At 65.6% G+C, this 21115-nt stretch carries 18 protein-coding genes; all 18 read right to left on the bottom strand.

The genetic code is table 11. From position 1 onward, the window contains the following. Window positions 1-43: 43 nt before the first annotated feature. The 18 genes from ACOOHB_RS02690 to clpX all read right to left on the bottom strand — a co-directional run bounded on the left by ACOOHB_RS02690 (window position 44) and on the right by clpX (window position 21037). Window positions 44-1480 carry a vWA domain-containing protein gene (locus ACOOHB_RS02690; RefSeq protein WP_420443276.1) on the bottom strand — a complete coding sequence of 479 codons (1437 nt, stop codon included), beginning with the start codon at window positions 1478-1480 and terminating at the stop codon, window positions 44-46. A 33-nt stretch (window positions 1481-1513) separates the two neighbouring features. Further along, window positions 1514-2395 (bottom strand): AAA family ATPase, encoded by an 882-nt coding sequence (locus tag ACOOHB_RS02685; protein ID WP_420443275.1) that lies wholly within the window; start codon window positions 2393-2395, stop codon window positions 1514-1516. Between the two features lie 76 nt (window positions 2396-2471). Continuing rightward, entirely contained in the window at window positions 2472-3725 is a 1254-nt protein-coding gene (locus ACOOHB_RS02680) for a glutamate-5-semialdehyde dehydrogenase (protein ID WP_420444643.1), read from the bottom strand. Between the two features lie 145 nt (window positions 3726-3870). Then, a complete protein-coding gene (proB, locus tag ACOOHB_RS02675; protein ID WP_420443274.1) occupies window positions 3871-4965 on the bottom strand; it encodes a glutamate 5-kinase in 1095 nt (364 codons plus the stop codon). Between the two features lie 61 nt (window positions 4966-5026). Further along, window positions 5027-6286 carry a GTPase ObgE gene (obgE, locus tag ACOOHB_RS02670; RefSeq protein ID WP_420443273.1) on the bottom strand — a complete coding sequence of 420 codons (1260 nt, stop codon included), beginning with the start codon at window positions 6284-6286 and terminating at the stop codon, window positions 5027-5029. Window positions 6287-6373: 87 nt separating this feature from the next. Next, a complete protein-coding gene (gene rpmA, locus ACOOHB_RS02665) occupies window positions 6374-6625 on the bottom strand; it encodes a 50S ribosomal protein L27 (protein WP_420443272.1) in 252 nt (83 codons plus the stop codon). Between the two features lie 3 nt (window positions 6626-6628). Continuing rightward, the gene (gene rplU / locus ACOOHB_RS02660; protein ID WP_420443271.1) at window positions 6629-6940 is read right to left on the bottom strand and encodes a 50S ribosomal protein L21; all 312 of its coding nucleotides are present in this window, start codon (window positions 6938-6940) and stop codon (window positions 6629-6631) included. A 58-nt stretch (window positions 6941-6998) separates the two neighbouring features. Continuing rightward, window positions 6999-8984 (bottom strand): Rne/Rng family ribonuclease, encoded by a 1986-nt coding sequence (locus tag ACOOHB_RS02655; protein WP_420443270.1) that lies wholly within the window; start codon window positions 8982-8984, stop codon window positions 6999-7001. Then, a complete protein-coding gene (locus tag ACOOHB_RS02650; protein WP_420443269.1) occupies window positions 8966-9769 on the bottom strand; it encodes a TIGR03936 family radical SAM-associated protein in 804 nt (267 codons plus the stop codon). The genes ACOOHB_RS02655 and ACOOHB_RS02650 overlap by 19 nt, the downstream gene beginning before the upstream one ends. Window positions 9770-9836: 67 nt before the next feature. After that, window positions 9837-11903 (bottom strand): radical SAM protein, encoded by a 2067-nt coding sequence (locus ACOOHB_RS02645; protein WP_420443268.1) that lies wholly within the window; start codon window positions 11901-11903, stop codon window positions 9837-9839. Window positions 11904-11973: 70 nt separating this feature from the next. Then, on the bottom strand, window positions 11974-13143 hold the full coding sequence (rodA, locus tag ACOOHB_RS02640) for a rod shape-determining protein RodA (protein WP_420443267.1): 1170 nt from the start codon (window positions 13141-13143) through the stop codon (window positions 11974-11976). Continuing rightward, window positions 13140-15317 carry a penicillin-binding protein 2 gene (gene mrdA / locus ACOOHB_RS02635; protein ID WP_420443266.1) on the bottom strand — a complete coding sequence of 726 codons (2178 nt, stop codon included), beginning with the start codon at window positions 15315-15317 and terminating at the stop codon, window positions 13140-13142. The genes rodA and mrdA overlap by 4 nt, the downstream gene beginning before the upstream one ends. Further along, a complete protein-coding gene (locus ACOOHB_RS02630; RefSeq protein ID WP_420443265.1) occupies window positions 15310-15843 on the bottom strand; it encodes a hypothetical protein in 534 nt (177 codons plus the stop codon). Before ACOOHB_RS02630 ends, mrdA begins: the two co-directional genes overlap by 8 nt. A 16-nt stretch (window positions 15844-15859) precedes the next feature. Continuing rightward, complete coding sequence (gene mreC, locus ACOOHB_RS02625) at window positions 15860-16729, bottom strand: rod shape-determining protein MreC (RefSeq protein WP_420443264.1); 870 nt, start codon at window positions 16727-16729, stop codon at window positions 15860-15862. 53 nt (window positions 16730-16782) lie between these two features. Further along, a complete protein-coding gene (locus ACOOHB_RS02620; protein WP_420443263.1) occupies window positions 16783-17841 on the bottom strand; it encodes a rod shape-determining protein in 1059 nt (352 codons plus the stop codon). After that, window positions 17841-18287 (bottom strand): nucleoside-diphosphate kinase, encoded by a 447-nt coding sequence (gene ndk, locus ACOOHB_RS02615; RefSeq protein ID WP_420443262.1) that lies wholly within the window; start codon window positions 18285-18287, stop codon window positions 17841-17843. Before ndk ends, ACOOHB_RS02620 begins: the two co-directional genes overlap by 1 nt. Before the next feature lie 63 nt (window positions 18288-18350). Further along, window positions 18351-19775, bottom strand: a complete 1425-nt coding sequence (locus ACOOHB_RS02610; RefSeq protein ID WP_420443261.1) for a bifunctional folylpolyglutamate synthase/dihydrofolate synthase — start codon at window positions 19773-19775, stop codon at window positions 18351-18353. Then, on the bottom strand, window positions 19772-21037 hold the full coding sequence (gene clpX, locus ACOOHB_RS02605) for an ATP-dependent Clp protease ATP-binding subunit ClpX (protein WP_420443260.1): 1266 nt from the start codon (window positions 21035-21037) through the stop codon (window positions 19772-19774). Before clpX ends, ACOOHB_RS02610 begins: the two co-directional genes overlap by 4 nt. Window positions 21038-21115 lie beyond the last annotated feature (78 nt).

The raw sequence follows: 21115 nt of genomic DNA, 5'->3' as shown, positions 1-21115 counted from the left end.
CAACGGAGGCTGGCTAGGCCGAGTTTTCCTAGGCCAAGTTGTCTTAGGCCAGGTTGTCGACGAAGCCTTCAAGCTGGCGCAGGTTGCGGCACTCGAAGACGCCGTCGGTGTAGGTCGAGTACTCGGTGATGACCGAGTCCCCCGTGTCCCAATACGAGCGCGGCTCGGGATTCAGCCAGAACACCGAACGTGCTCGTTTCTGGCACTCCTTGAGCACCCACGCGTTCGTCGAGTGGTAGTTGTTGCGGGCGTCGCCCAGGAACATCATCGTGGACTTCGCGTTGACGTCCTTACCGAAGTTCTCCCAGAACACGCCGAAGGCATGGCCGTAGTCGGAATGGCCGTCGACCCATACGACATCGGCCTCGGTGTTCACCCGGTGCACCGCGTTGGTGATGTCTTCCTCGTTCTGGAACATGTGGGTGACCTCGTCGATGCCGTCGATGAACACGAATGAGCGCACCTTGGAGAACTGGTTCTGCAACGCATACACGAGATGAAGCGTGAAGCGGGCGAACGCCGCGACGGAGCCCGAAATGTCGGCAACCACGATGAGTTCAGGCTTGTTCGGACGTGGATGACGGAAGCGGGGCTCCGCAGGCACGCCGCCGTAGCTGAGTGAACGTCGCACAGTGGCCCGAAAGTCGAGCGGACCACGGCGCTTGTGCTTGCGCTTGCGTGCCAGGCGCGCTGCCAGCTTGCGCGTGAGCGGCTGGATGGCTTTGCGGATTGTCGCCATCTCCTCACGGCTTGCGTGCATGAAGTCGACATCTTCGGGCAGTGGCTTGCGCAGGGTCTTGGCCATCGCTTCGACGCCCCTGTCGGCAACGAGGCGGCGCCGGATCTCGGCTTCGATCTCCCGCTTCAGCTGCTCAATACGGTTCTCGAATTCCTCGCGTTCGAGCCGTTGCGCCAGCTGGGTCAACTCGCCTTCATATCGCTGGGAGGATTCCTCGATCAGCCGGTCGAGCATCCCGTCGAGGTCGAGGTTGCGCAGCGTGCGGTACAGGTAGTAGGTGCCGCCGACGGGCCGGCCCGGCTCCATACCCGCGAACTGCGTCACTGCCGCTCGGGCCATTGCCGCCATCATCGCTTCGTCGGCGTTCAGCAGCGCCCGGAAGAGCATCTCGGCGATCTCCTCGGGGGACATGTCCTGCCCACCCCCGCGTCCACCCATGCCCTGCATCTGCTGGGACATCCACTCTTCGAGATTGTCCGGATCGAATTCGCCGTTGCCGTCTTCATCGCCGACGCTGTATTCGGGGCCCCGCAACGAGAAATAGACCTCGAACACTGTCTCGAATGCCCGCCAGTGCTGCTCGTTCTTCACCAAGGTGGCGGCGAGCGCGTACTTGAACGCGTCGCGATCCTCGATGGGAATGTGCTTGACGGCCTCCATGGCATCGAGGTTCTCGGTCAGCGACACCGGCAGCCCAGCGCTGCGCAACTCCCCGACGAAGCCACTGAGTAGGTCCAGCATTTCCGACTCCCGTCCTTGGCAAGCCCCGGTGGGCTAGGCCTCGACCGTCAGCTCTTTGGCTGCCTTCTCGATGTCGGACTGATACTTGAGCAGGATGTGAAGCGTCTGCTTGGCCTGCTCGATGTCAATGTTCTCGATGCCTAGCAGCACGAGCGTGCGAGCCCAGTCCAGCGTCTCGGAAACCGACGGCGCCTTCTTGAGCTCGAGCTGGCGGATCGACCGGACCACTCGCGCGATCTGTTCGGCCAGGTTCTCGGTGATGCCAGCGACCTTGGTGACGACAATCTGCTTCTCACGCTCAAGGTCGGGATAGTCGATGTGTAGGAACAGGCAGCGACGCTTCAGGGCCTCGGAGAGTTCACGGGTGTTGTTGGAAGTCAGGAAGACGAGCGGTATCTGGGTGGCGACGATGGTGCCGAGCTCTGGGATGGAGACTTGGTAGTCCGAGAGGATCTCCAGCAGCAGCGCTTCGGTCTCGATCTCGACCCGGTCGACCTCGTCGATCAGCAGGACGACTTTGTCCTCGGCGCTGATGGCTTCGAGCAAGGGACGCGTCAGCAAGAATTCCTCCTGGAAGATGTCGTCCTGCAGGTCCACCCATTCCTCGTGCTCGGCGTCGGTGCCGCGGTCTGCCTGGATGCGCAGGAGCTGCTTCTTGTAATTCCACTCGTACAGCGCTTTGGCCTCGTCGAGTCCCTCGTAGCACTGCAGGCGGATCAGACGAGCACCGGTCATGGCAGCGACCGACTTTGCAAGCTCGGTCTTGCCCGTGCCGGCCGGTCCCTCCACCAGGACCGGCTTGCCGAGCCGCTCGGCCAGGTACACGACGCTGGCGATGCCGTCGTCGGCGAGGTAGTCGACTTTCGCCAGTCCTTCGCGGACACCCGACAGGTCTCCGAACACTGTTTCGCTCATGTTGGGTGTCTCCGGAGTCAAATTGGGCAGTGGGCAGGTCTGACAGTGTGGCAGCCGCGGCGGCCTGTCGGCACGGTCAGCCCCGAGTATGGCCCCGACCGGTCACTACGAACTTCGTGGTTGTGAGCTGTTCAAGGCCCATTGGGCCACGCGCGTGCAACTTCTGGGTGCTGATGCCGATCTCAGCCCCGAAGCCGAATTCCTCTCCGTCCACGAAGCGCGTCGAAGCGTTCACCAGCACCGCAGCGGCGTCGACGCGGCGTGTGAATTCCTGCGCAGCCGAAAGGTCACCGGTCACGATGGCTTCGCTGTGCCCCGAGCCGTAACGGTTGATGTGGTCGATCGCAGCATCGAGGTCGTCGACGACCGCGACGCTCATCTTGAGCGCCAGGAACTCCGTCGCGAAGTCTTCGGGGCTGGCTGGCCCGATCTGCGATGAGATGGCCCGCGAGGCAGGGTCTCCCACCAGTTCGACGCCGTCCAGGTCGTCGACGATGCGTGGCAAGAAGGTCTCGGCCACGTCTCGATGGACAACGAGCGACTCCGCCGCGTTGCACACCGAGGGCCGGCTGAGCTTGGCGTTGGAGACGATGTCTGCTGCCATTTCGAGGTCGGCCCGGGCATCGACATACACGTGACAGTTGCCGTCGCCGTCGATGACGTAGGGCACAGTGGCGTTGGCGAGCACCGACGAGATGAGCGCTGGACCACCCCGCGGGATCAAGCAGTCGATGCAGCCGCGCAGCTGCATGAATTCGGTGGCTGCGCTATGTCTCGTGTCTGTGACGAGCACCAGCGCATCGGCGGGCAGGCCAGCGGGGACGACTCCCTCGCACAGCGCCTCGGCGATCGCAATGTTGGAGTTCAACGCTGCCGACGAGCCGCGCAGGAACGCCGTATTGGCGGACTTCAGGCACAGTCCGAACGCGTCGGAGGTGACATTGGGTCGGCTCTCGTAGATGATGGCCACGACGCCAAGCGGCACCCGGACCCGTTCGATGGCGAGCCCGTTGGGCCGTACCCAGCCATCGACCACCTGACCGACTGGGTCGGCGAGAGCAGCCACGTTGCGAAGGCCCGCAGCCATCGCCCCGATACGGCCCGGATCGAGTCGCAGCCGGTCGACGAGCGACGCGGAAGTGCCAGCAGCCCCGGCGTTGGCCACGTCTTCACCGTTGGCAGCCAGAACGTTGTCGGTTGCCTCCTCGAGAAAGTCAGCTGCCGACAGCAAGGCCTCGTCTCGCACGGCACCGGGCGCCTGCGCCAACACGGTCGCAGCGGCCTTGGCTCGCAGGCCCAAAGCGGCCATACTGCTGGCGTCTCCGGTCATCTCCGGTGCAGCTCGCGCGGTGGCGTCAGGCACCTGAGCAGACTAGTGGGCGACCCCCAAATTGATGCGGTGAACTCCTGTGCGGCGTGCTGCTCGCCCGTTCCGTTCGCCTCGCCCACTCACCTGCAGAACGCTCGCTGCGACATCAGCCGAGGACGACGAGGTCGTCGCGGTGAACGACGAGTGGATGCAGGCCCTCGGGCAACTGATCGCTGCGAAGTCCGGCTGCGGCACGCAACCCGTCGGCATCCACAGCCGCAAGGCCCTTGGCGAAGATCTGGCCATCGGAGTCGACGATTTCGACGGCTTCGCCAGCGGCGAATCCACCGTCGAGGCCGACCACGCCAGCCGCAAGCAGTGACTTGCCGCCGGCCATTACGGCTCGGCGGGCGCCGTCGTCGACCGTCACTGAGCCCCGGGCCGCTACCGCGAATCCGATCCACAACTTGCGTGCGGAGACGCGAGCATCGCGGGCCGGCACCGTGGTGCCGACACCTGGGCGGCCGGCGGCGGCGTCGGCGACGACATCGGGACGGCGGGCCGCAGCGATGACGGTCCGCACACCGCTCCAGGAGGCCATGCGGGCTGCTGCAAGCTTCGAGGCCATGCCGCCGCTGCCGACGGCGTTGGCCGATCCAGCCGCCGCCGCCAGCGAGGGGCTCACCTCGAGGATCTCAGCAATGAGCGAGGCGTCTGGATCGATGCTTGGGTCCGCAGTCAGCACACCGGGCGTGTCGGTCAGCAGGATCAACGCGTCGGCGCGTACCAGGTTCGCTACCAGCGCCGCAATCCGGTCGTTGTCGCCGTAGCGGATGGCGTCATCGGCGATCGCGTCGTTCTCGTTGACAACCGGCACGACTCCGAGGTCCAGCAGATGGCCCAAAGTGGCCCGTGCGTGCAAGTACTGGTCGCGATCACGGAAGTCGTGCGGCGCGATCAGTACTTGGCCCACGACCATGCCACGCTCGGCAAAGAGCTCCCGGTATGAGGCCATAAGGTCGATCTGGCCGACGGCGGACAGCGCTTGCAGTCGCTCGGGTTCCGACGGGCGTTCGACGCCGAGCCTCTGCACACCTGCCGTTATGGCCCCTGAGGTGACCACGATGACCTCGTGGCCGGCCTTACGCACCGAGGCCACTTCATCGGCCAGCTTGGATACCGCATCGAGATCGACGCGGCCGTCCGATGTCGTGATCGACGAGGTCCCGATCTTGGTGACGAGTCGCAATGTCGGTGACATCGACATCAATCCTGCCTCGCCGCAGCCTCGATCACCCAGAACTCATTCACGGCCAGCGGGCTCACGTGTCGGGCTCATAGGTGAACTCGAAGTCGCCGATGCGTACGAGGTCGCCGGACCGTGCGCCGCTGCGGCCCAAGGCCCGGGACACACCCAGCTTCTCCAATCGCCGCTGAGCCCAAGCGAGCGCCGCCGGATCCGTCATGTCCGACAGGGCCACTGCCCGACGAGCCTGACGGCCTTCGATTTCGAAGATCCCGTCTGCAAGGTGCAGCACAGTGATGCCAGCGGATTCGGGGCGGTACACCACGTACTGCGTGGGTGCTTCGTCGGCCTCCCTGGCTTGAGAGACCAGATCACGCAACTGGCCGAGCACCGAGGCCACGCCTTCACCTGTCACGGCGCTGACGCGCGGGCCGTCCCAATCGAGGTGGGCGGCATCTGCTTTCGTTCCCACGATCAACCGTCGGCGGGCTGCGAGAGCGGCGTCATAGCGCTCAAGCTCCGCGATGAGTACTTCGATCTGCTCGCGGGGATCGCGGTCGGTCACCTCGGCTAGGTCAGCCATCATCAGCAGCACTCGGGCTCGCTCGACGTGCCGCAGGAATTGGTGACCGAGGCCCTTGCCCTCGGCAGCGCCCTCGATCAGCCCAGGCACATCTGCGATCACCATCTCGAAGCTGTCGGGATCCAGACCACCCCTGCCGTCGGCGAGTCGGACGACACCGAGGCTGGGCGTCAGCGTCGTGAAGGGGTAGGAGGCGACCTTCGGCCGCGCTGCAGACACCGCACTGATGAAGGTGCTCTTGCCTGCATTCGGGAATCCCACAAGCGCCACGTCGGCCATCAGCTTCAGCTCCAGGCCGAGCCAACGCTCCTCGCCTGGTTCTGCCTGTTCCGCAAATTGAGGCGCTCGCATCCGGTTCGAGGCAAAGCGGGTGTTGCCCCGGCCACCGCCGCCACCCTGAGCAGCCAGCCAGCGGTCACCGGCATTCACGAGGTCGGCCAGCACCGTTCCGTCACGATCCCGCACGATCGTGCCCTCTGGCACACGCACGATCTCGTCGACTCCCTTGCGGCCGTGCCGCTTGCGGCCCTGACCGTGGGCACCATTGGTTGCCCGCCGGAACGGGAAATCCCGGAACGCCAGCAGCGACGCCACGTTGCGGTCTGCTACCACCCACACATCGCCGCCGTGGCCGCCGTCGCCGCCATCGGGACCGCCATGGGGCACGTGCGACTCGCGCCGGAACGAGACGCAACCCGCGCCGCCGTCGCCGCCTTTCGCGTGCAGCTGACACTCATCGACAAAGTCGCTCATCAGCGTTCGCCTGTCTCAGGCAATTCCGGCTGGACCCTCTCAGCGCCCACGCGGACGCCTCGAAGTTCGGGTGATGACGTACGAGGGCTACGACGTGACGACGTCGACCAGCCGGCGGCCCCGGCGATAGCCGAAGCGCACGACGCCGGGAGCCTTCGCGAACAACGTGTCGTCCTTGCCGCGACCCACATTCTGCCCAGGATGGAACTTCGTGCCCCGCTGGCGCACGATGATGCCACCAGCGTCGATGGTCTGTCCCGAGTACACCTTCACCCCGAGACGCTTCGCGACCGAGTCGCGCCCGTTGCGAGTGGAGCCTCCGCCCTTGGTCTTCGACATGGTTCAGTCCCTCGCGATCGCGGTGATCTCGACTGTGCTGTAGCGCTGCCGGTGGCCCCACCTGCGCCGGTTGGTGGTGGCGTTCTTGTAGGTGAAGCCGTCGATCTTCGGGCCCTTGGCCTCGCCGACCACGCGGCCCTTCACCGAGGCACCGACGAGCTCGGCGGGCGTCGCCAGCACCATGCCGTCATCGACAACGAGGACTGGCGTGAACGTGACCTCTTCGCCGGCCGGCACCGCGAGCAGCTCAACATCAAGCCGTTGGCCGGCCTCAACGCGGCGCTGCTTGCCGCCGGTGGCGATGACTGCATACATCGACTGGGAAGGATACCGATGGGGCTACCCGATCAGCGCATGAATTTCGCTTTACGAATCAGGAGAAGAGCGATTCGCGCAACTGGATGCCCCTCCCCTCGCACACGTCGCAGGGATCTGACATCGATTCGAGCAGTCCCTCGCCGGTGCGCATCCGAGTCATCTGCACGATGCCCATGTCGGAGATTGGCTCAGTCGCGGTCCGGGTCTTGTCGCGAGCCAGTGCCTCATTCAGCGTGGACATCAGTTGTTCGCGCTGGCGCTTATCGTCCATGTCAACGAAGTCCACGACGATGATCCCGCCGATGTCGCGCAGCCGTAGTTGCTTGGCGATCTCGGTAGCGGCTTCGAGATTGTTCTGGAACAACGTTTCGTTGAGGCTTGACCTGCCGACATTGCGGCCCGTATTGACGTCGATCACGGTCAACGCCTCGGTGTGCTCAATGATCAGCGACCCTCCCGAGGGCAGCCATACCTTGCGGTCGGTGGCCTTGCGCACCTGTTCGGCTACATGAACTCGCTCGAAGAGCGGCAACCGTTCAGCGACGGGGTCGTAATAGCGGATGCGATCCATCAAGGGCGCGGCGACCGCCTCCATGTAGCCCTTGACCTGTTCGAACAGCACCGGATCGTCGATCACCACCTCACGGAAATCGGCAGTGAACTGTTCCCGGATGATGCGAACCGCCAATTCCGGCTCTCGGAACAGCAGCGCCGGGGCCTCGGACCGCTCCGCCAATTCGGAGATCTGGGTCCATTGGCGTGTGAGACGCTCGATGTCCCGCCGGATTTCGGCCGCAGTGACATTCTCAGCCGCAGTGCGCAGGATCACGCCATATCCCTCGGGCATTTCCTTGGCCAGCAGACCGCGCAGCCTCCGCCGCTCGCGGCTTGGCAGGCGACGAGAGATGCCTGTGACGCTGCTGCCAGGAATGAGCACCACAAAGCGACCGGGCAGCGACACCTCGGTGGTGAGACGGGCGCCCTTGTGGCCGATCGGGTTCTTGATGACCTGGCACATGATCTTCTGCCCGTTGCGGATCAACTGGCTGATCGCAGGACCGTCGACCGTGCGGCCTCGGCGCCCGCCGGTGCGCTTGCGCTCGGGGCTGGCATCGTCATCGCTGTCGTCGTAGGCGACGGTGAGGTCGCCACGGTAGAGAACGGCTTGCTTGGGCGTTCCGATGTCGACGAATGCAGCTTCCATGCCCGGAAGTACCCGGCGCACCCGGCCCAGGTAGAGGTTGCCGTAGATCTCGGAAATGTCGTCGGAAGGGCGGCTCACGTAGTACTCGATGAGCGACCGGCCCTCGAGCACCGAAATGTGAGTGGCGCCTTCGGCCACATGTACACACATCCGGTAGCGGCCGAGCGGCTTGCCGTTGCGGTACTGGCCCCGACGCTCGGAGAGCTGCTCGTCGTCGAGCTCGACGGGGCTCTGATCGGCCAGGATCGCCTCGACGGGAGCGTGGGAGCCGTTGCGGTTGTCGGTGGTTGGCGTGCGGGCCTGGTCGGATCGACCACGCCCGCCGCGTCCACGGCCACCCCGCCGGCGTCGGCGCCGCCCTGTGGTGCCGTCGCTCTCGCCAGCCTGAAGTGGGGGTCGGGTGTCGCCGATCTGGGGTTTGCGAGCTGGCGGCGGAACCCCTGGCGGGAGTGGCTTCGCAAGCTCGGATTCCGCTTCTTTCGATACTGCCTCGGCCTCGGCCTTGGGCTCAGACTTCGCCTTGGCCCTGGGCTCAGACTTCGCCTTGGCCCTGGGCTCAGACTTCGCCTTGGGCTCGGCCTTGGCGTTGGGTTCAGCCTTGGGTTTGTCGGGAGCCGGACTCGCCCGCCTGCGCCTGGTCTGCGGCCGCGATGCTGCTTCAGGCGGTGCTGGAGCAGCTGCGGTCGGTTCGGGTGTGTCAGGCTTGTCGCCGCTTGTGGGCGCGACGAGGCGACGCTTGCGAACAGCGGGTGCGGTATCTGTCGATTCGCTCGACGTCTCGCTCTGCGGGTTGTTCGTTGTGTTGTTGGTGGTGTCGTTCAGCGTTGATTCGTCCACTGATGAAATTCCTTGTGTCTCTGGGCGCACTGGGCAGGCACGGCCGGTTCGGCTCGTCCTGCGGCGCCACACGTCCATTGATGTGTTCTACGGGCAATGCCCATCTCGTGTGCCGGCGCGAGCGCTGACACCAATTCGCTGGGGCGCACGACCCTGGGTGTCGCCGACAGCTCGGCAGACAGCACCGCCCCCCGCTCCGAGGACTCCTCGACGCGAAGTGCGGCAACGCCTGGTCGTATGTCTGAGCTCAGGGTCTTGCCCTTGTGTACTCGTTCGGTCACCACGGTCTCGGAAGCCAGGAACTCCTCGACCGCTTTGGTTGCCATAAAGGCTTCGAGCCCGGCGATCTCGAATTGCCAGCCGCACGAACGGACCGCCGCCTGCAGCGAGGGTCCGCTGCCGTCGGTCAGCACGATGGCCGACACGCTCATGCCGACCGGGAGCGCTTCGGTCAGCGCTCTCGCCAAGGTGCAGTAGCTCGCCGTCGCGACCTCAGACTCGTGCTCGCACGGGTCATGGGGACCTGAGCGGCAAACGATCACCGGACCATTGGGGCCGTCGCGCACCGCGTCAGCGGCAAGCGGCAGTTCCAAGAACTCGGCGTCGGACTCGTAGCCGGTCGGCAAGGCCAAACCGAAGCTCAACTTCATGCGAGGCGAGAAGCCCTGGCTATAGGTGACCGGTAATCCGACCTTGCGCACGGCGCGCTCAGTCACGCGGGCCACATCCCGGTGTCCAATGAACCGGATCTTGCCGACTTTGCGGAAGCGAACGCGCAGCTTCAATGTCGTCTCCCACCCACGAGGGTGGGAGCGGCACTGCGGCTCGGCATCGGAGCAATGGGGCCGCGCATCACGCGCCGCCTCCCGCCGATGCAGCTGCGCCCGCCAGCAGGCGGGGACGCAGCTCGACCGGCACCATATGGCCGGTCGCGAGATCCTGTCCCGTCCCCTGACTGCCGCCATTGGGGGCGACAGGGGACGCAACCATGTGCTCGATCCCATATTCAGTACAGGCCCCGCAGTCGTAGCACGGGGTCCAGCGGCAGTCAGGCAGGCCATGGCCCGCGAGGGCGTCCTGCCAGTCTTGCCAGAGAAAGTCGCTGTGCAAGCCGGCACCGATGTGGTCCCAGGGCAGCACTTCGTCTTCGCCTCGATGCCGGTACACGTACCAGTCGAGACTGAGGCCGCTCGCTGCCATCGCCTCTTCCCAAAGGTCAAGGTCGAAGTGCTCGCTCCACTCCTGAAATGTGCCGCCCTTGCGCCAGACGTATTCGATCGCCGCGCCCACGCGCCGGTCGCCTCGACTGGCGATCCCCTCGGCTGCCGAGGCCGCCGGGTCGTGCCACTTGAGCTGGACACGCCGGTTGCGTCCCAACGCCGAGCGCACCAGCCGTACCTTGCGTGCCAGCTCGTCAGGCGGGTTCTGCCCGAACCACTGGAACGGTGTGTGGGGCTTCGGCACGAAGCCTCCCAGTGACACCGTCACCGAGGCACGCTTGTTGTACTCCTGCCCGATGCGCGCGCACGCATCGGCGAGGTGGGCGATCGCCTCGGTGTCAGGGTCCATCTCCGAAGGCAGACCCGTGAGGAAGTACAGCTTCATGCGGTGCCAGCCCTGGCTGTAGGCAGAGCGCACGGCGCTGTACAGGTCTTCTTCAGTGATGAGCTTGTTGATGATCTGGCGCAACCGCCACGAACCCGCTTCGGGGGCAAAGGTGAGCCCCGTGCGGCGTGCTCGCGACACCTGGGCCGCCACGTCGACGGTGAAGGCATCGACTCGCAAGCTCGGCAACGAGACGCTGATGCGGCTTGGGTCTAAACCGCTGCCGTCGGCTGTGCCCGTCGCGCCGACTGCGCCGGCTGTGCCCGTCGCGCCGACTACGCCGGCTGTGCCCGTCGCGCCGACTACGCCGGCCGAGACCGTGTCCCGGACCAGCTCGGCGATGCCGCTGTAGTCCGCCGTGGACAACGACATCAGGCTGACCTCGTCGTATCCACTGCGCTCGAGGCCTGCTGTCACCATCTCTCGGACCTGCGCGGCGGGGCGTTCTCGCACTGGTCGGGTGATCATGCCCGCCTGGCAGAAACGGCACCCCCGGGTGCAGCCCCTGAACACTTCCACCGACAGCCGATCATGGACGACTTCGGTGACCGGCACCAGCTGACGGCGGGGATACGGCCACTCGCCAAGGTCCGCAACGGTGCGCTTGGCAACGAGCGGCGGCACGTCGGGGTACTTGGGCGTGACCTCGACGAGCGCTGGGCCGTCATAGGTGACGTCGTACATTGCCGGCACATACACACCCTCAATGCCTGCGAGGTCCCGCAGGATCGTGGTGCGAGTGCCGGGACGCTTGCCGGTTCGCTTCCAGGCACCGACCGCCTCGGTGATCTCGCCGACTACTTCCTCGCCTTCGCCGATGACGAAGAAGTCCACAAAATCCGACATCGGCTCGGGGTTGAATGCGCAATGACCACCAGCGCCGATCAGCGGGTCGGCGTCGCCGCGCCGAGCCGACCTCACCTCCAGCCCCGCCAGATCTATGCAGTTGAGCACGTTGGTGTACACGAGCTCGGCAGAGAGGTTGAAGGCGATGATGTCGAAGGAGGCTGCGGCTCGATGCGTATCGACCGAGAACAGCGGGAGCCGGGCGGCTCGCATCTCGGCCTCAAGGTCGATCCACGGTGCATATGTGCGCTCGGCGCTGGAGTCCGGACGCTCGTTCAGCAGCTCGTAGAGGATCTGAAGGCCTTGGTTCGGCAGGCCGATCTCGTAGGTATCGGGATAGGCCAGAAGCCAAGAGGTGAGATGGGGGCCGACCGTCGGTCGTTGCATCCCGTCCTCGCAGCCGATATACCGAGCCGGCTTAGAGACACGTGGCAGCAGGGGCTCGAGCCGGGGCCACAGCGTTGTCATTGCGGCTCCAACGCTACCGGCCCCTGTGGATGATGAAGCGTATGAGGGTGCCGTAACTGCTGGTACGCCCTTAGAGGGCGTAGCGCCTTGATCCGACGCTGATGACGATGCCCACGGCGGCGAAGGCCGTGATGGTGCCCGAACCGCCATGGCTCATGAGCGGCAAGGGGATGCCCGTAATCGGCATGATGCCGATCGTCATGCCGATGTTCTGGAAGACCTGGAACAGCAACATGGAGAGGACGCCGACGACTAGTAGTCGTCCGAAGGGGTCGGTGGCGACGCGGGCTATCTGCCAGATACGCACCGACATGTACGCATACAGCGCGAGCAGAAGCGAGCCGCCGACGAGGCCGAACTCCTCCCCCAGCGCCGTGAAGATGAAGTCGTTGTGCTGCTCGGGTACCAGGGAGAGGTTCGTCTGCGTGCCCTGCTTCCAGCCCTGACCCCAGATACCGCCCGCACCGATGGCGATCTGGCTCTGCCGCAGGTTGTACGAGGCCTCCAAGGGCTCGAAGTCTTGATCCAGGAAGGCCGTCAGGCGGTTTCGCTGCGTCTCATTCAGCAGCCGAGGCCCCTGGAGCGCGTCGATGCTGAATACCAGCACGAGAGCTAGGACGCCGGCCAGCGAGACGACGACGATGTGCCGCAGCTGCGCGCCCGCAACGAGCAGCATGCCCATCGCGATAGCCACGAAGACCAGCATCGTGCCGAGGTCGGGCTGCAGGTAGATCAGGCCCATCGGCACCACCAGCAGCAGCCCGGCGTTGAACAGCGTGTCAAAACGCAGGTAGCCCTCGTGGCTGGCAACGAATGCGGCCAGTGACACGATCACGATGAGCTTGGCGAACTCCGATGGCTGCACCTGGAATCCGAACACCGGCAATTCGAACCAGGAGCGCGCATTGCGAATCTGCGGCCCCCAGCGCAGGAGTGCCCCCAGCGCGACCAAGATCGCGAGGTACGCAGGCGTCGCGTAGAAGCGCAGCGCCCGGTAGTCGACGACGGCGGCGACGACCATGACCACGATGCCGATCCCCACGAAGATCGCCTGACGGCGCGCCACGGTCCATGGATCGCCGCCTTCGAAGGCGAGGCTTCGCCACGTCGAGGCGTAGTTCATGGCGATTCCCAGGCACGCGATTGCGACCGCAGTCAGCGCCAACGTGTAGTCGGCGAACCAGGCCGGAGATCGCAATTCACGCCGGGTCTGTGTGCGATTCAGCAGACGCGCGATCATGACGCCACCTCCACCCTGCGGCGGGGAAGATCGCCCAGGAGTGCTCCGTCGATCTGGTCCACATCGGGGATGCCGTCGCCGTCCGCGTCAGAGGGCGTGTTGGCCCGTGGCAGCTGGACGCCCCACGGGCAGCCTTCAGGCACATAGCCCAGGAACGCCGGATCGCTTCGCAGCGCCTCTGGCACTTCAGGGCACTCGGGCTGGGGCGGCACGAACGCAATCTGCGGCTCGGGCCAGCGCTGCTCGTAGGCCCGCACGGCCTCAATGATGCGCCGAGCGACTGGCGCTGCCGCCTCGCCGCCGTATCCGGCCTCCTCCATGACGACGACGACGGCATAGCGAGGGTCATGCGTGGGTGCCCACGCCACGAACACCGCAGTGTCCTCCTTCTTGCGCCGCAGCACTGCGTTCAGACCCTGCGCCTGCGCCGTGCCGGTTTTGCCCGACACCGGGTACCCCTTGTGGTCGTAGCCCTCGAACGCCCTGGCGGCAGTGCCCCGCAACCGGGAGTTGGTGACGTTGCTCAACCCTTCCCGTACCACCGAGCTGCCCTCGGGGAAGTCCACGACGTCGAGCACCCTCGGCTCGAAGGTGAGCACAGCCTCGCCGAATGTCTCGGCCTCCCGCGACACGACCGCCTCGACGATGTTCGGCGAGAAGCGGGTTCCGCCATTGGCGAGAGTGGCGTAGGCGTTGGCGAGCTGCATCGGCGTCACCGCCACCAGCCCCTGGCCGATCCCGGTGTTGATGTTGTCACCCGGGAACCAGCGCGGCGGCTCGTTGTAGGGGTTATAGGCCTCGGGGCTCAGCTCGAACAGGGTTTTCTTCACGTCGCCGTCAGGCACGCGGCCCGTCTTCTCGAACGGCAGCTGCACGCCGGTCGGAGCGCCCAACCCGAGCGATCGGGCCATGTTCTGGATGGCCCACTGCTCGGGACCGTCGATCCAGTAGAGGTCATCGGACACCTTGTAGAAGTAGGCGTCGCTCGACCGAGTCAGCGCTCCGGACAGGTCCAGGGTCCCCAGTGCGGCCCGGTCCGAGTTGAAGAAGGTGCAGCGGCCGGTGCAGCCCCGCTCGTCGGGAATCCTGTAGTACCCGATGTCGTGGTACGAGGCTCGAGGCGAGATGAGACCCGCCTCGAGCCCGGCAAGCGCCGTCACCGGCTTGAACACCGAACCAGGCGAGTAGGTGCCCTGAACTGCAAGGTTGTTGAGCGCTCCCGGCGAATAGGGGTTCTCGAAGACCGAGCGGTACTCCGCCACGGTCAACCCCTCCACCATCCAGCTGGGGTCGTAGGTCGGGTGCGACACCATCGCGAGCACGTCGCCGTTGCGCACGTCCATGACCACGGCTGCTCCCGTGAGTGCCGGGTAGAAGAAGCCCGAGTCCTCGCTCACCGTCTTGCGGGCCGCAATCAGTCCCTGTCGCAAGTACGACTCAACTGCAGCCTGCAACTCGACGTCGATGGACAGCACGATGTCGTGACCCGGCTCCGGCGGGACATCGGCCAAAATCCGCTGCACGCGGTCGCGCCGATCCACCTCGAGCTTGGTGCGGCCCGGCTCGCCATGAAGCTCTGCCTCGAAGAGACCCTCGATGCCCGCCCGGCCGACTCGCTCGTAGGGCAGGTAGCCGTCGTCGATCAGCTCCCTGTGCTGGCGTTCCGACATCGCTCCGACGTAGCCCACGATGTGCGCAGCGACCTCGTTCTGCGGGTACACGCGCACCCAGTCCCATTTGGCCTCGACTCCGGGAATGGATCGCTCGGCCACTCGCAGCAGGCCGGCCTCGTCGAGGCCCGTCGCCACCACCTTGGGCGCGAGCGGGTGCGTGCGCTGGTCGGCAAGGCCCTGGCTGAGCTGGGCGACCGACACATCGAGCAGGTCGGCCAGCTCGGTCAGCACCGCCTCGGTCTGAGGTGCCGTGTAACTCGACTGGTCGATCGTGACGACGCCGGTGCGGATGTTGTCGGCCAGGACCACACCGTGACGGTCGAGGATGCGTCCGCGGGTCGGCGGGGTGATGATGATGCGGACTTGGTTGGACTCCGCAGCTACAGCGAATTGTTCCGACTCGAGCACCTGCAGGTACCACAGGCGAGTGAACAGCGCTCCGAACAGGCCCACCATCACGATGCCCAGGAAGGCCATTCGCCGACGGACGCGCTCATCCACTGCGAGACCTCGGTTCCCGTTCGGCGGTAATGCGCGGGCGGATGACGAGCGCCCAGCGAACCACACGTTCGAGCAGCGGATTGGTCAGCAGGGACGCGACACCGGTGACGATGGCGATGCGAACAAGGGGAGCCTCCGTCACATAGACGAGATCCATCAGCCAGCCTGCGCCGGCAAACAGGACGATCCCGCCCGACGCCAGCACCGACGCCACCGCTGCACGTGAGAACCAGCGCGCCGAGGGGATCTGCTCGGTCACGGTGCCTGACAAGTAGCCAACCAGGGTCAAGACCAGCAGGGACATGCCAAAGGGCGTGTGAACGATGAGATCGGAGGCCAGTCCACAACCTCCGCCGAAGGACGCCCCGGTGCTGCGACCCCCGACCATCCCCCCTGCGACGGCGAGCAGCACCAGCGGATCGACAATGACGCCAGCCGGGGTGATGTGGGCCAGCAAGCCGACGTGCGCCATGACAGCAGCAACCAGCACCAGTGCCGACCGGGCCAGCGGCCCGGCACCTGCCATCACCGCCGGTCTCCTCTCACGATGCCCCGTCCGTATTGACGGGGGTGACTGGCGTGTCCGGAGGCTCGCGATCGACAATCACCGGCTCGGGGACGTCGGGCTCGTAGAGGAGCACCTGCACCCATCGCAGCCGGGTCAAGTCTGCGGCAGGGTGCACAGCGACCCGCTGCGCTCCCCGGACTGCGTCGGGCTCGACATCGGTGACCGTGCCCACAAGCAGCCCGGCGGGAAACGTGCTCCCCGCAAAGCCGCTGGTCACCACGGTCTCTCCCGGGATGACGACCGTCTCAAGCTCGATGTAGCTCACCTCCAGGTCGCGACCCGGTCCTCGTCCCGAGGCCAATCCGTCGTCTCCGGACCTGACGATGCGCACGCCGGCGTCGAAGTTGGGATCGGTCAGCAGCTCTACCCGCGAACGAGTGGTGCTGGCCTGTACGACGCGCCCGATCAAGCCGTCGCCGCTCTCCACCGGCATTCCCTCGCGTATGCCGTCCCGGCGTCCTTTCGCCAGCTCGATCGTGCGTTCGAAGTTCGACACCGGTGCATCAATGACCCTCGCCGTGACCCGAGGGATTGCCCGGGCGGTGTCACGGGCGCCCACCAGCGCGAGCAGTTCCTGCCGGTCCCGTTCCAGCTCGCCGACGCGCAGCACCGATGCCTGCGCTTGTGCCAGCTCGCCGCGCAGCTGTGCGTTCTCGGCCTCTAAGTCGTCAAAGCTGACTACCCCGCGCCAAGCGTTGCGAAACGGCCCGACCGCCCAGTCTCCGAAGGTTCGCACCGGTCCCAGCAGGTCCAGCGCTGCGCCGCGCGCAGTGTCCAGCACGCCGCCAGACCCACGTGCGTCGAGTGTCAACAGTGCAATGGCCGTCACAACGAGCAGGGCCAAGCGGAGCCATGTGCGTCTCCGAATGCCGGCGCGGCGGGCCACGGCCGGGGGCGTCAGCGCCCCTCGGTGGACGAGTACAGCACTCCGTGGAGGACGTCGAATTCTTCGAGCGTCTGTCCGGAGCCACGCACGACGGCGAACAGCGGGTCCTCCGCGATGTGAACTGCAACGCCTGTTTCCGAGCGCAGTCGATCCGGCAGACCGCGCAGCATCGCTCCGCCGCCGGCAAGAGTGATGCCGTAGTCCATGACGTCAGCTGCCAGCTCCGGCGCGGTGTCGTCGAGCGTCGCCTTCACCGAGTCGACGATTGCGCTGACGGGACCCGCAATTGCCTCGCGGATCTCCACGCTGTCGACGCTGACGGATTCGGGAAGCCCGCTCACCATGTCGCGGCCGCGGACCTCCGCGTAGATCTCCTGCTGCAGCGGCCACGCAGAGCCCAGCGCGAGCTTGATTTCCTCTGCGGTGCGCTCGCCAACGATGAGGCCATGCTCCTTCTTGACGTGAGCAACGATGGACGCGTCGATCATGTTGCCGCCGACGCGGGCAGAACGAGACGTCACAATCCCGCCAAGCGAGATCACGGCGACCTCAGTGGTGCCGCCGCCGATGTCGACGATCATGCTCCCCTGCGCCGTCTGCACCGGCAGCCCAGCGCCGATCGCTGCTGCCATCGGCTCCTCGATGATGTACGCCCGGCGTGCACCTGCGTACTCGGCGGCTTCCTGTACTGCACGCTGCTCCACTCCGGTGATTCCCGACGGCACACAGATCACCATGCGTGGCTTGGGCCAGCGCGTCTGGGTGACCTCGTTGATGAAATGCCGGAGCATCTTTTCGCAAATGTCGAAGTCGGCGATCACGCCGTCTTTGAGGGGACTGATCGCTGTGATGTTCCCCGGCGTTCGACCGATCATCCGCTTGGCCTCTTGGCCGACGGCCAGCGAATTGCCCGTAATCGAATCGACGGCCACCACCGAGGGCTCGTTGAGCACGATTCCCCGGCCGCGAACGAACACGATCGTGTTCGCAGTACCGAGATCGACCGCGATGTCCCTGCCGCCGAACATGCGTCCGCTTCGGCGGCGTCGGGACGGCCCGTTCGTCGCCATCAGCTGCCGACTTTATTGTTCGACGAGACGACGGACGGAAAGAACAGGGCGATCTCTCGCTGGGCGGAGGCTTCGCTGTCGGAACCATGCACGAGGTTCTCGGTGGGAGACAGGCCGTAGTCGCCCCGGATGGTGCCGGGTGCGGCAGTCGCGGGATTGGTGGCACCCATCAGGGTGCGCACGACGGCGAAGACGTCGCCGCCTGCGTCGGCAGGGCCTTCCAGCACAATGACAACCGATGACGAGCGCGTGATGAAGTCCAGCAGTGGCTCATAAAACGGCTTGCCAGCGTGTTCGGAGTAGTGCCGTTCGGCGGTATCGCGGTCGATGGTCCGGTGTTCCAAGGCCGCGACGGTGAGCCCCTTGCGTTCGAACCTGCCCAGAATCTCGCCGACGAGGCCGCGTTCGACAGCGTCGGGCTTGCAGATCACCAGCGTTTGCCGCATCGCAGTCTCCCTCAGCCTGCTGCCACGCACTGACGCGTTGCGTCAAGGGCTGCGCGCCAGAGACTAATGCGGGTGACTCCCCAGCAGTCGCCGGGCTTCGGCAGCGATGTACAGCGAGCCGCTCACCACCACGATCCCATTGGGACCGGCCCGGTCGCGGGCGTGCGCCAGCGCATCGGTGACGCTCGCTGCCGCGATGATGTCGAGCGGCCGGTCACGGCCAGGCGCTGCGTTCTCTACCGCGGCGGAAACCTCGCTCGGCGGGATCGCACGCGGCCATGACGCCGCAGTTGCAACAACCGCATCGAATGGCTCGAGATCGAGCGCTTCGCAGAACTCGCCGGGATCGTGTGGTCTGTTGGCACCGATCACAAGCACATTGGCGCCGGCCGTACCTGCCGCCGAAGCGACGTGCGGCTCTCCCGCCGACGTCGAGCCCATGGACAACGTTTCCGCCAGCGTGTCTCGCAGAGCAGCGGCACCAGCGGGATTGTGGGCCCCGTCGATGACCACTGTCGGCTGACGATTCACGATCTCAAAGCGCGCCGGCAGCGTGATGTTCCCGAGCGCGGCAGTGATCACGTCGTCGTCGAGGCTCCGGCCGAAGAATGCCTCAACCGAGCAGATGGCCGTGGCGAGGTTGATCGCCTGGTGAGCACCGTGGAGCGGCACGAAGTGATCGGCGTGCTCCCCAAACGGTGTGCGGGTGGTCACGAGCTGACCGCCGACGGCGGGTTGGCGGTCGGTGACATCCCAGTCGACGCCGCGGCGCCACAGCTCAGCACCGACCTCTGCGGCCGTGACGGCCACAATCTCGACGAGCTCAGGGGCCGTCTCGCCGCAGACGGCGATCGCCCCTGCGGAGATGATCCCGGCCTTCTCCGAGGCAACGTCGGCCAATGTGGGTCCGATGATCTCAAGGTGGTCGGCGCCGACGTTGGTGATGACTGCCACTGCAGCGTCCACCACGTTGGTGGCATCCCAGCGGCCGCCCATGCCGACTTCGATCACGTTGACGTGCGCAGTGGAGGCGAACCAGTTGTACGCGGCGGCAGCCATCACCTCGAAATAGTTCGGCCGCTCGCCGCAGAGCTCGGTCACCGTCGACTCGAAGACGGCGACCTCGCTGATCGCCGTTGCGAACGATGCGTCGTCGAGTGGCTCGTTGGCCACCGTGATCCTGTCGTTGACGCGCTCGATGTGGGGCGACGTGTAGCTGCCTGCCGCAAGCCCGCACGCCCCGAGCAGCGCAACTGACATCCGCGCCGTGCTGCCTTTGCCGTTCGTGCCGGTGATGTGGATGGCCGGCACGCTGTCCTGCGGGTCGCCCAAGACACCCATGAGTGTCCACATGCGATCCAGCGTGGGTGCTGTCGCCTCGGGGCTGCCGAGCAGCCGTTCGAGGTCGATATGGGAATCCAGCCAGTCGAGTGCGGCCTCGTAGTCGCGCAGCGGCCCGGCTGCCGCTCCGGTTGGCGCAGGGCTCAAGATGCGCGGCGTGTGACGGTCGAACGAGGCACCAGCGTGGGATTCACCTTGTCGAACACCACGCTCCGGTTGACGATGCAGCGAGCCACGTCATCGCGACTCGGCAAGTCGTACATCAGCCCCAGCAGAACTTCCTCGAGGATCGCCCGGAGCCCCCGCGCGCCCGTGTTGCGGAGCATCGCCTGATCCACGATGGCTTCGAGAGCATCCTCAGTGAACTCGAGTTCGACATCGTCAAGTTCGAACATCCGGCGGTACTGGCGCACCAGCGAATTCTTCGGCTCGGTGAGGATCCGGCGCAGTGCGTCGGGACCCAGCGAGTCGACGACGCCGACGACGGGGAGCCTGCCGATGAATTCGGGAATCAGGCCGAAGTGGCGCAGATCTTCGGGCAGCACATCGGGCAGCACGTCCAGCGCTGAGCTGCCCGAAGCATTGCGCAGCGTCGCTCCGAATCCGATGCCCCGCTCCCCCACACGGTCAGCAATGATGCGCTCAAGGCCGTCGAACGCGCCCCCGCAGATGAATAGCACGTTGCTGGTGTCGATCTGCAAGAACTCCTGGTGGGGATGCTTGCGGCCGCCCTGTGGGGGCACCGAGGCCACGGTGCCCTCGAGAATCTTCAGCAGGGCCTGCTGGACACCCTCGCCGGACACGTCGCGGGTGATCGAGGCGTTCTCGGCTTTGCGGGCGATCTTGTCGATCTCGTCGATGTAGACGATGCCGGTCTCGGCGCGCTTCACGTCGAAGTCGGCCGATTGGAGCAGCTTGAGCAGGATGTTCTCGACGTCTTCTCCCACGTAGCCGGCCTCGGTCAGCGCTGTGGCATCAGCAATGGCGAACGGCACATTGAGCATGCGTGCCAAGGTCTCCGCCATCATCGTCTTGCCGCAGCCCGTGGGGCCAATCAGCAGGATGTTCGACTTGGCAATCTCGACATCCTCACTAGCACCAGGTCCGGAGGGCTCAAGACGCATCCGCTTGTAGTGGTTGTAGACGGCCACCGACAGGATCGTCTTGGTCTTGTCCTGGTCGATGATGTAGTCGTCGAGGAAGGCAAAGATCTCGCGTGGCTTGGGGACTGACTCGAATGGCGTCTCGGTCGATGTCTCGACTTCGTCGTCGATGATCTCGTTGCACAGGTCGATGCACTCGTCGCAGATGTAGACACCTGGGCCCGCAATGAGCTTGCGCACCTGCTTCTGGGATTTGCCGCAGAACGAGCACTTGAGCAGCTCGCCGCCCTCGCCGAACTTCGCCACGCTGCACCTCCCTCCTGCTGAGACTTGGTCGTCGATAGCCGTACAAGGCTCGCACACGGTCCTTCCGCACGCGACCCC

Origin of the sequence: Candidatus Poriferisodalis sp. (genome assembly GCF_965215815.1) — a bacterium.
Classification (GTDB): Bacteria; Actinomycetota; Acidimicrobiia; order Acidimicrobiales; family Poriferisodalaceae; genus Poriferisodalis.
The sequence above is the reverse complement of the archived record's forward strand: the minus strand, read 5'-3'. Positions and strand labels throughout refer to the sequence as shown.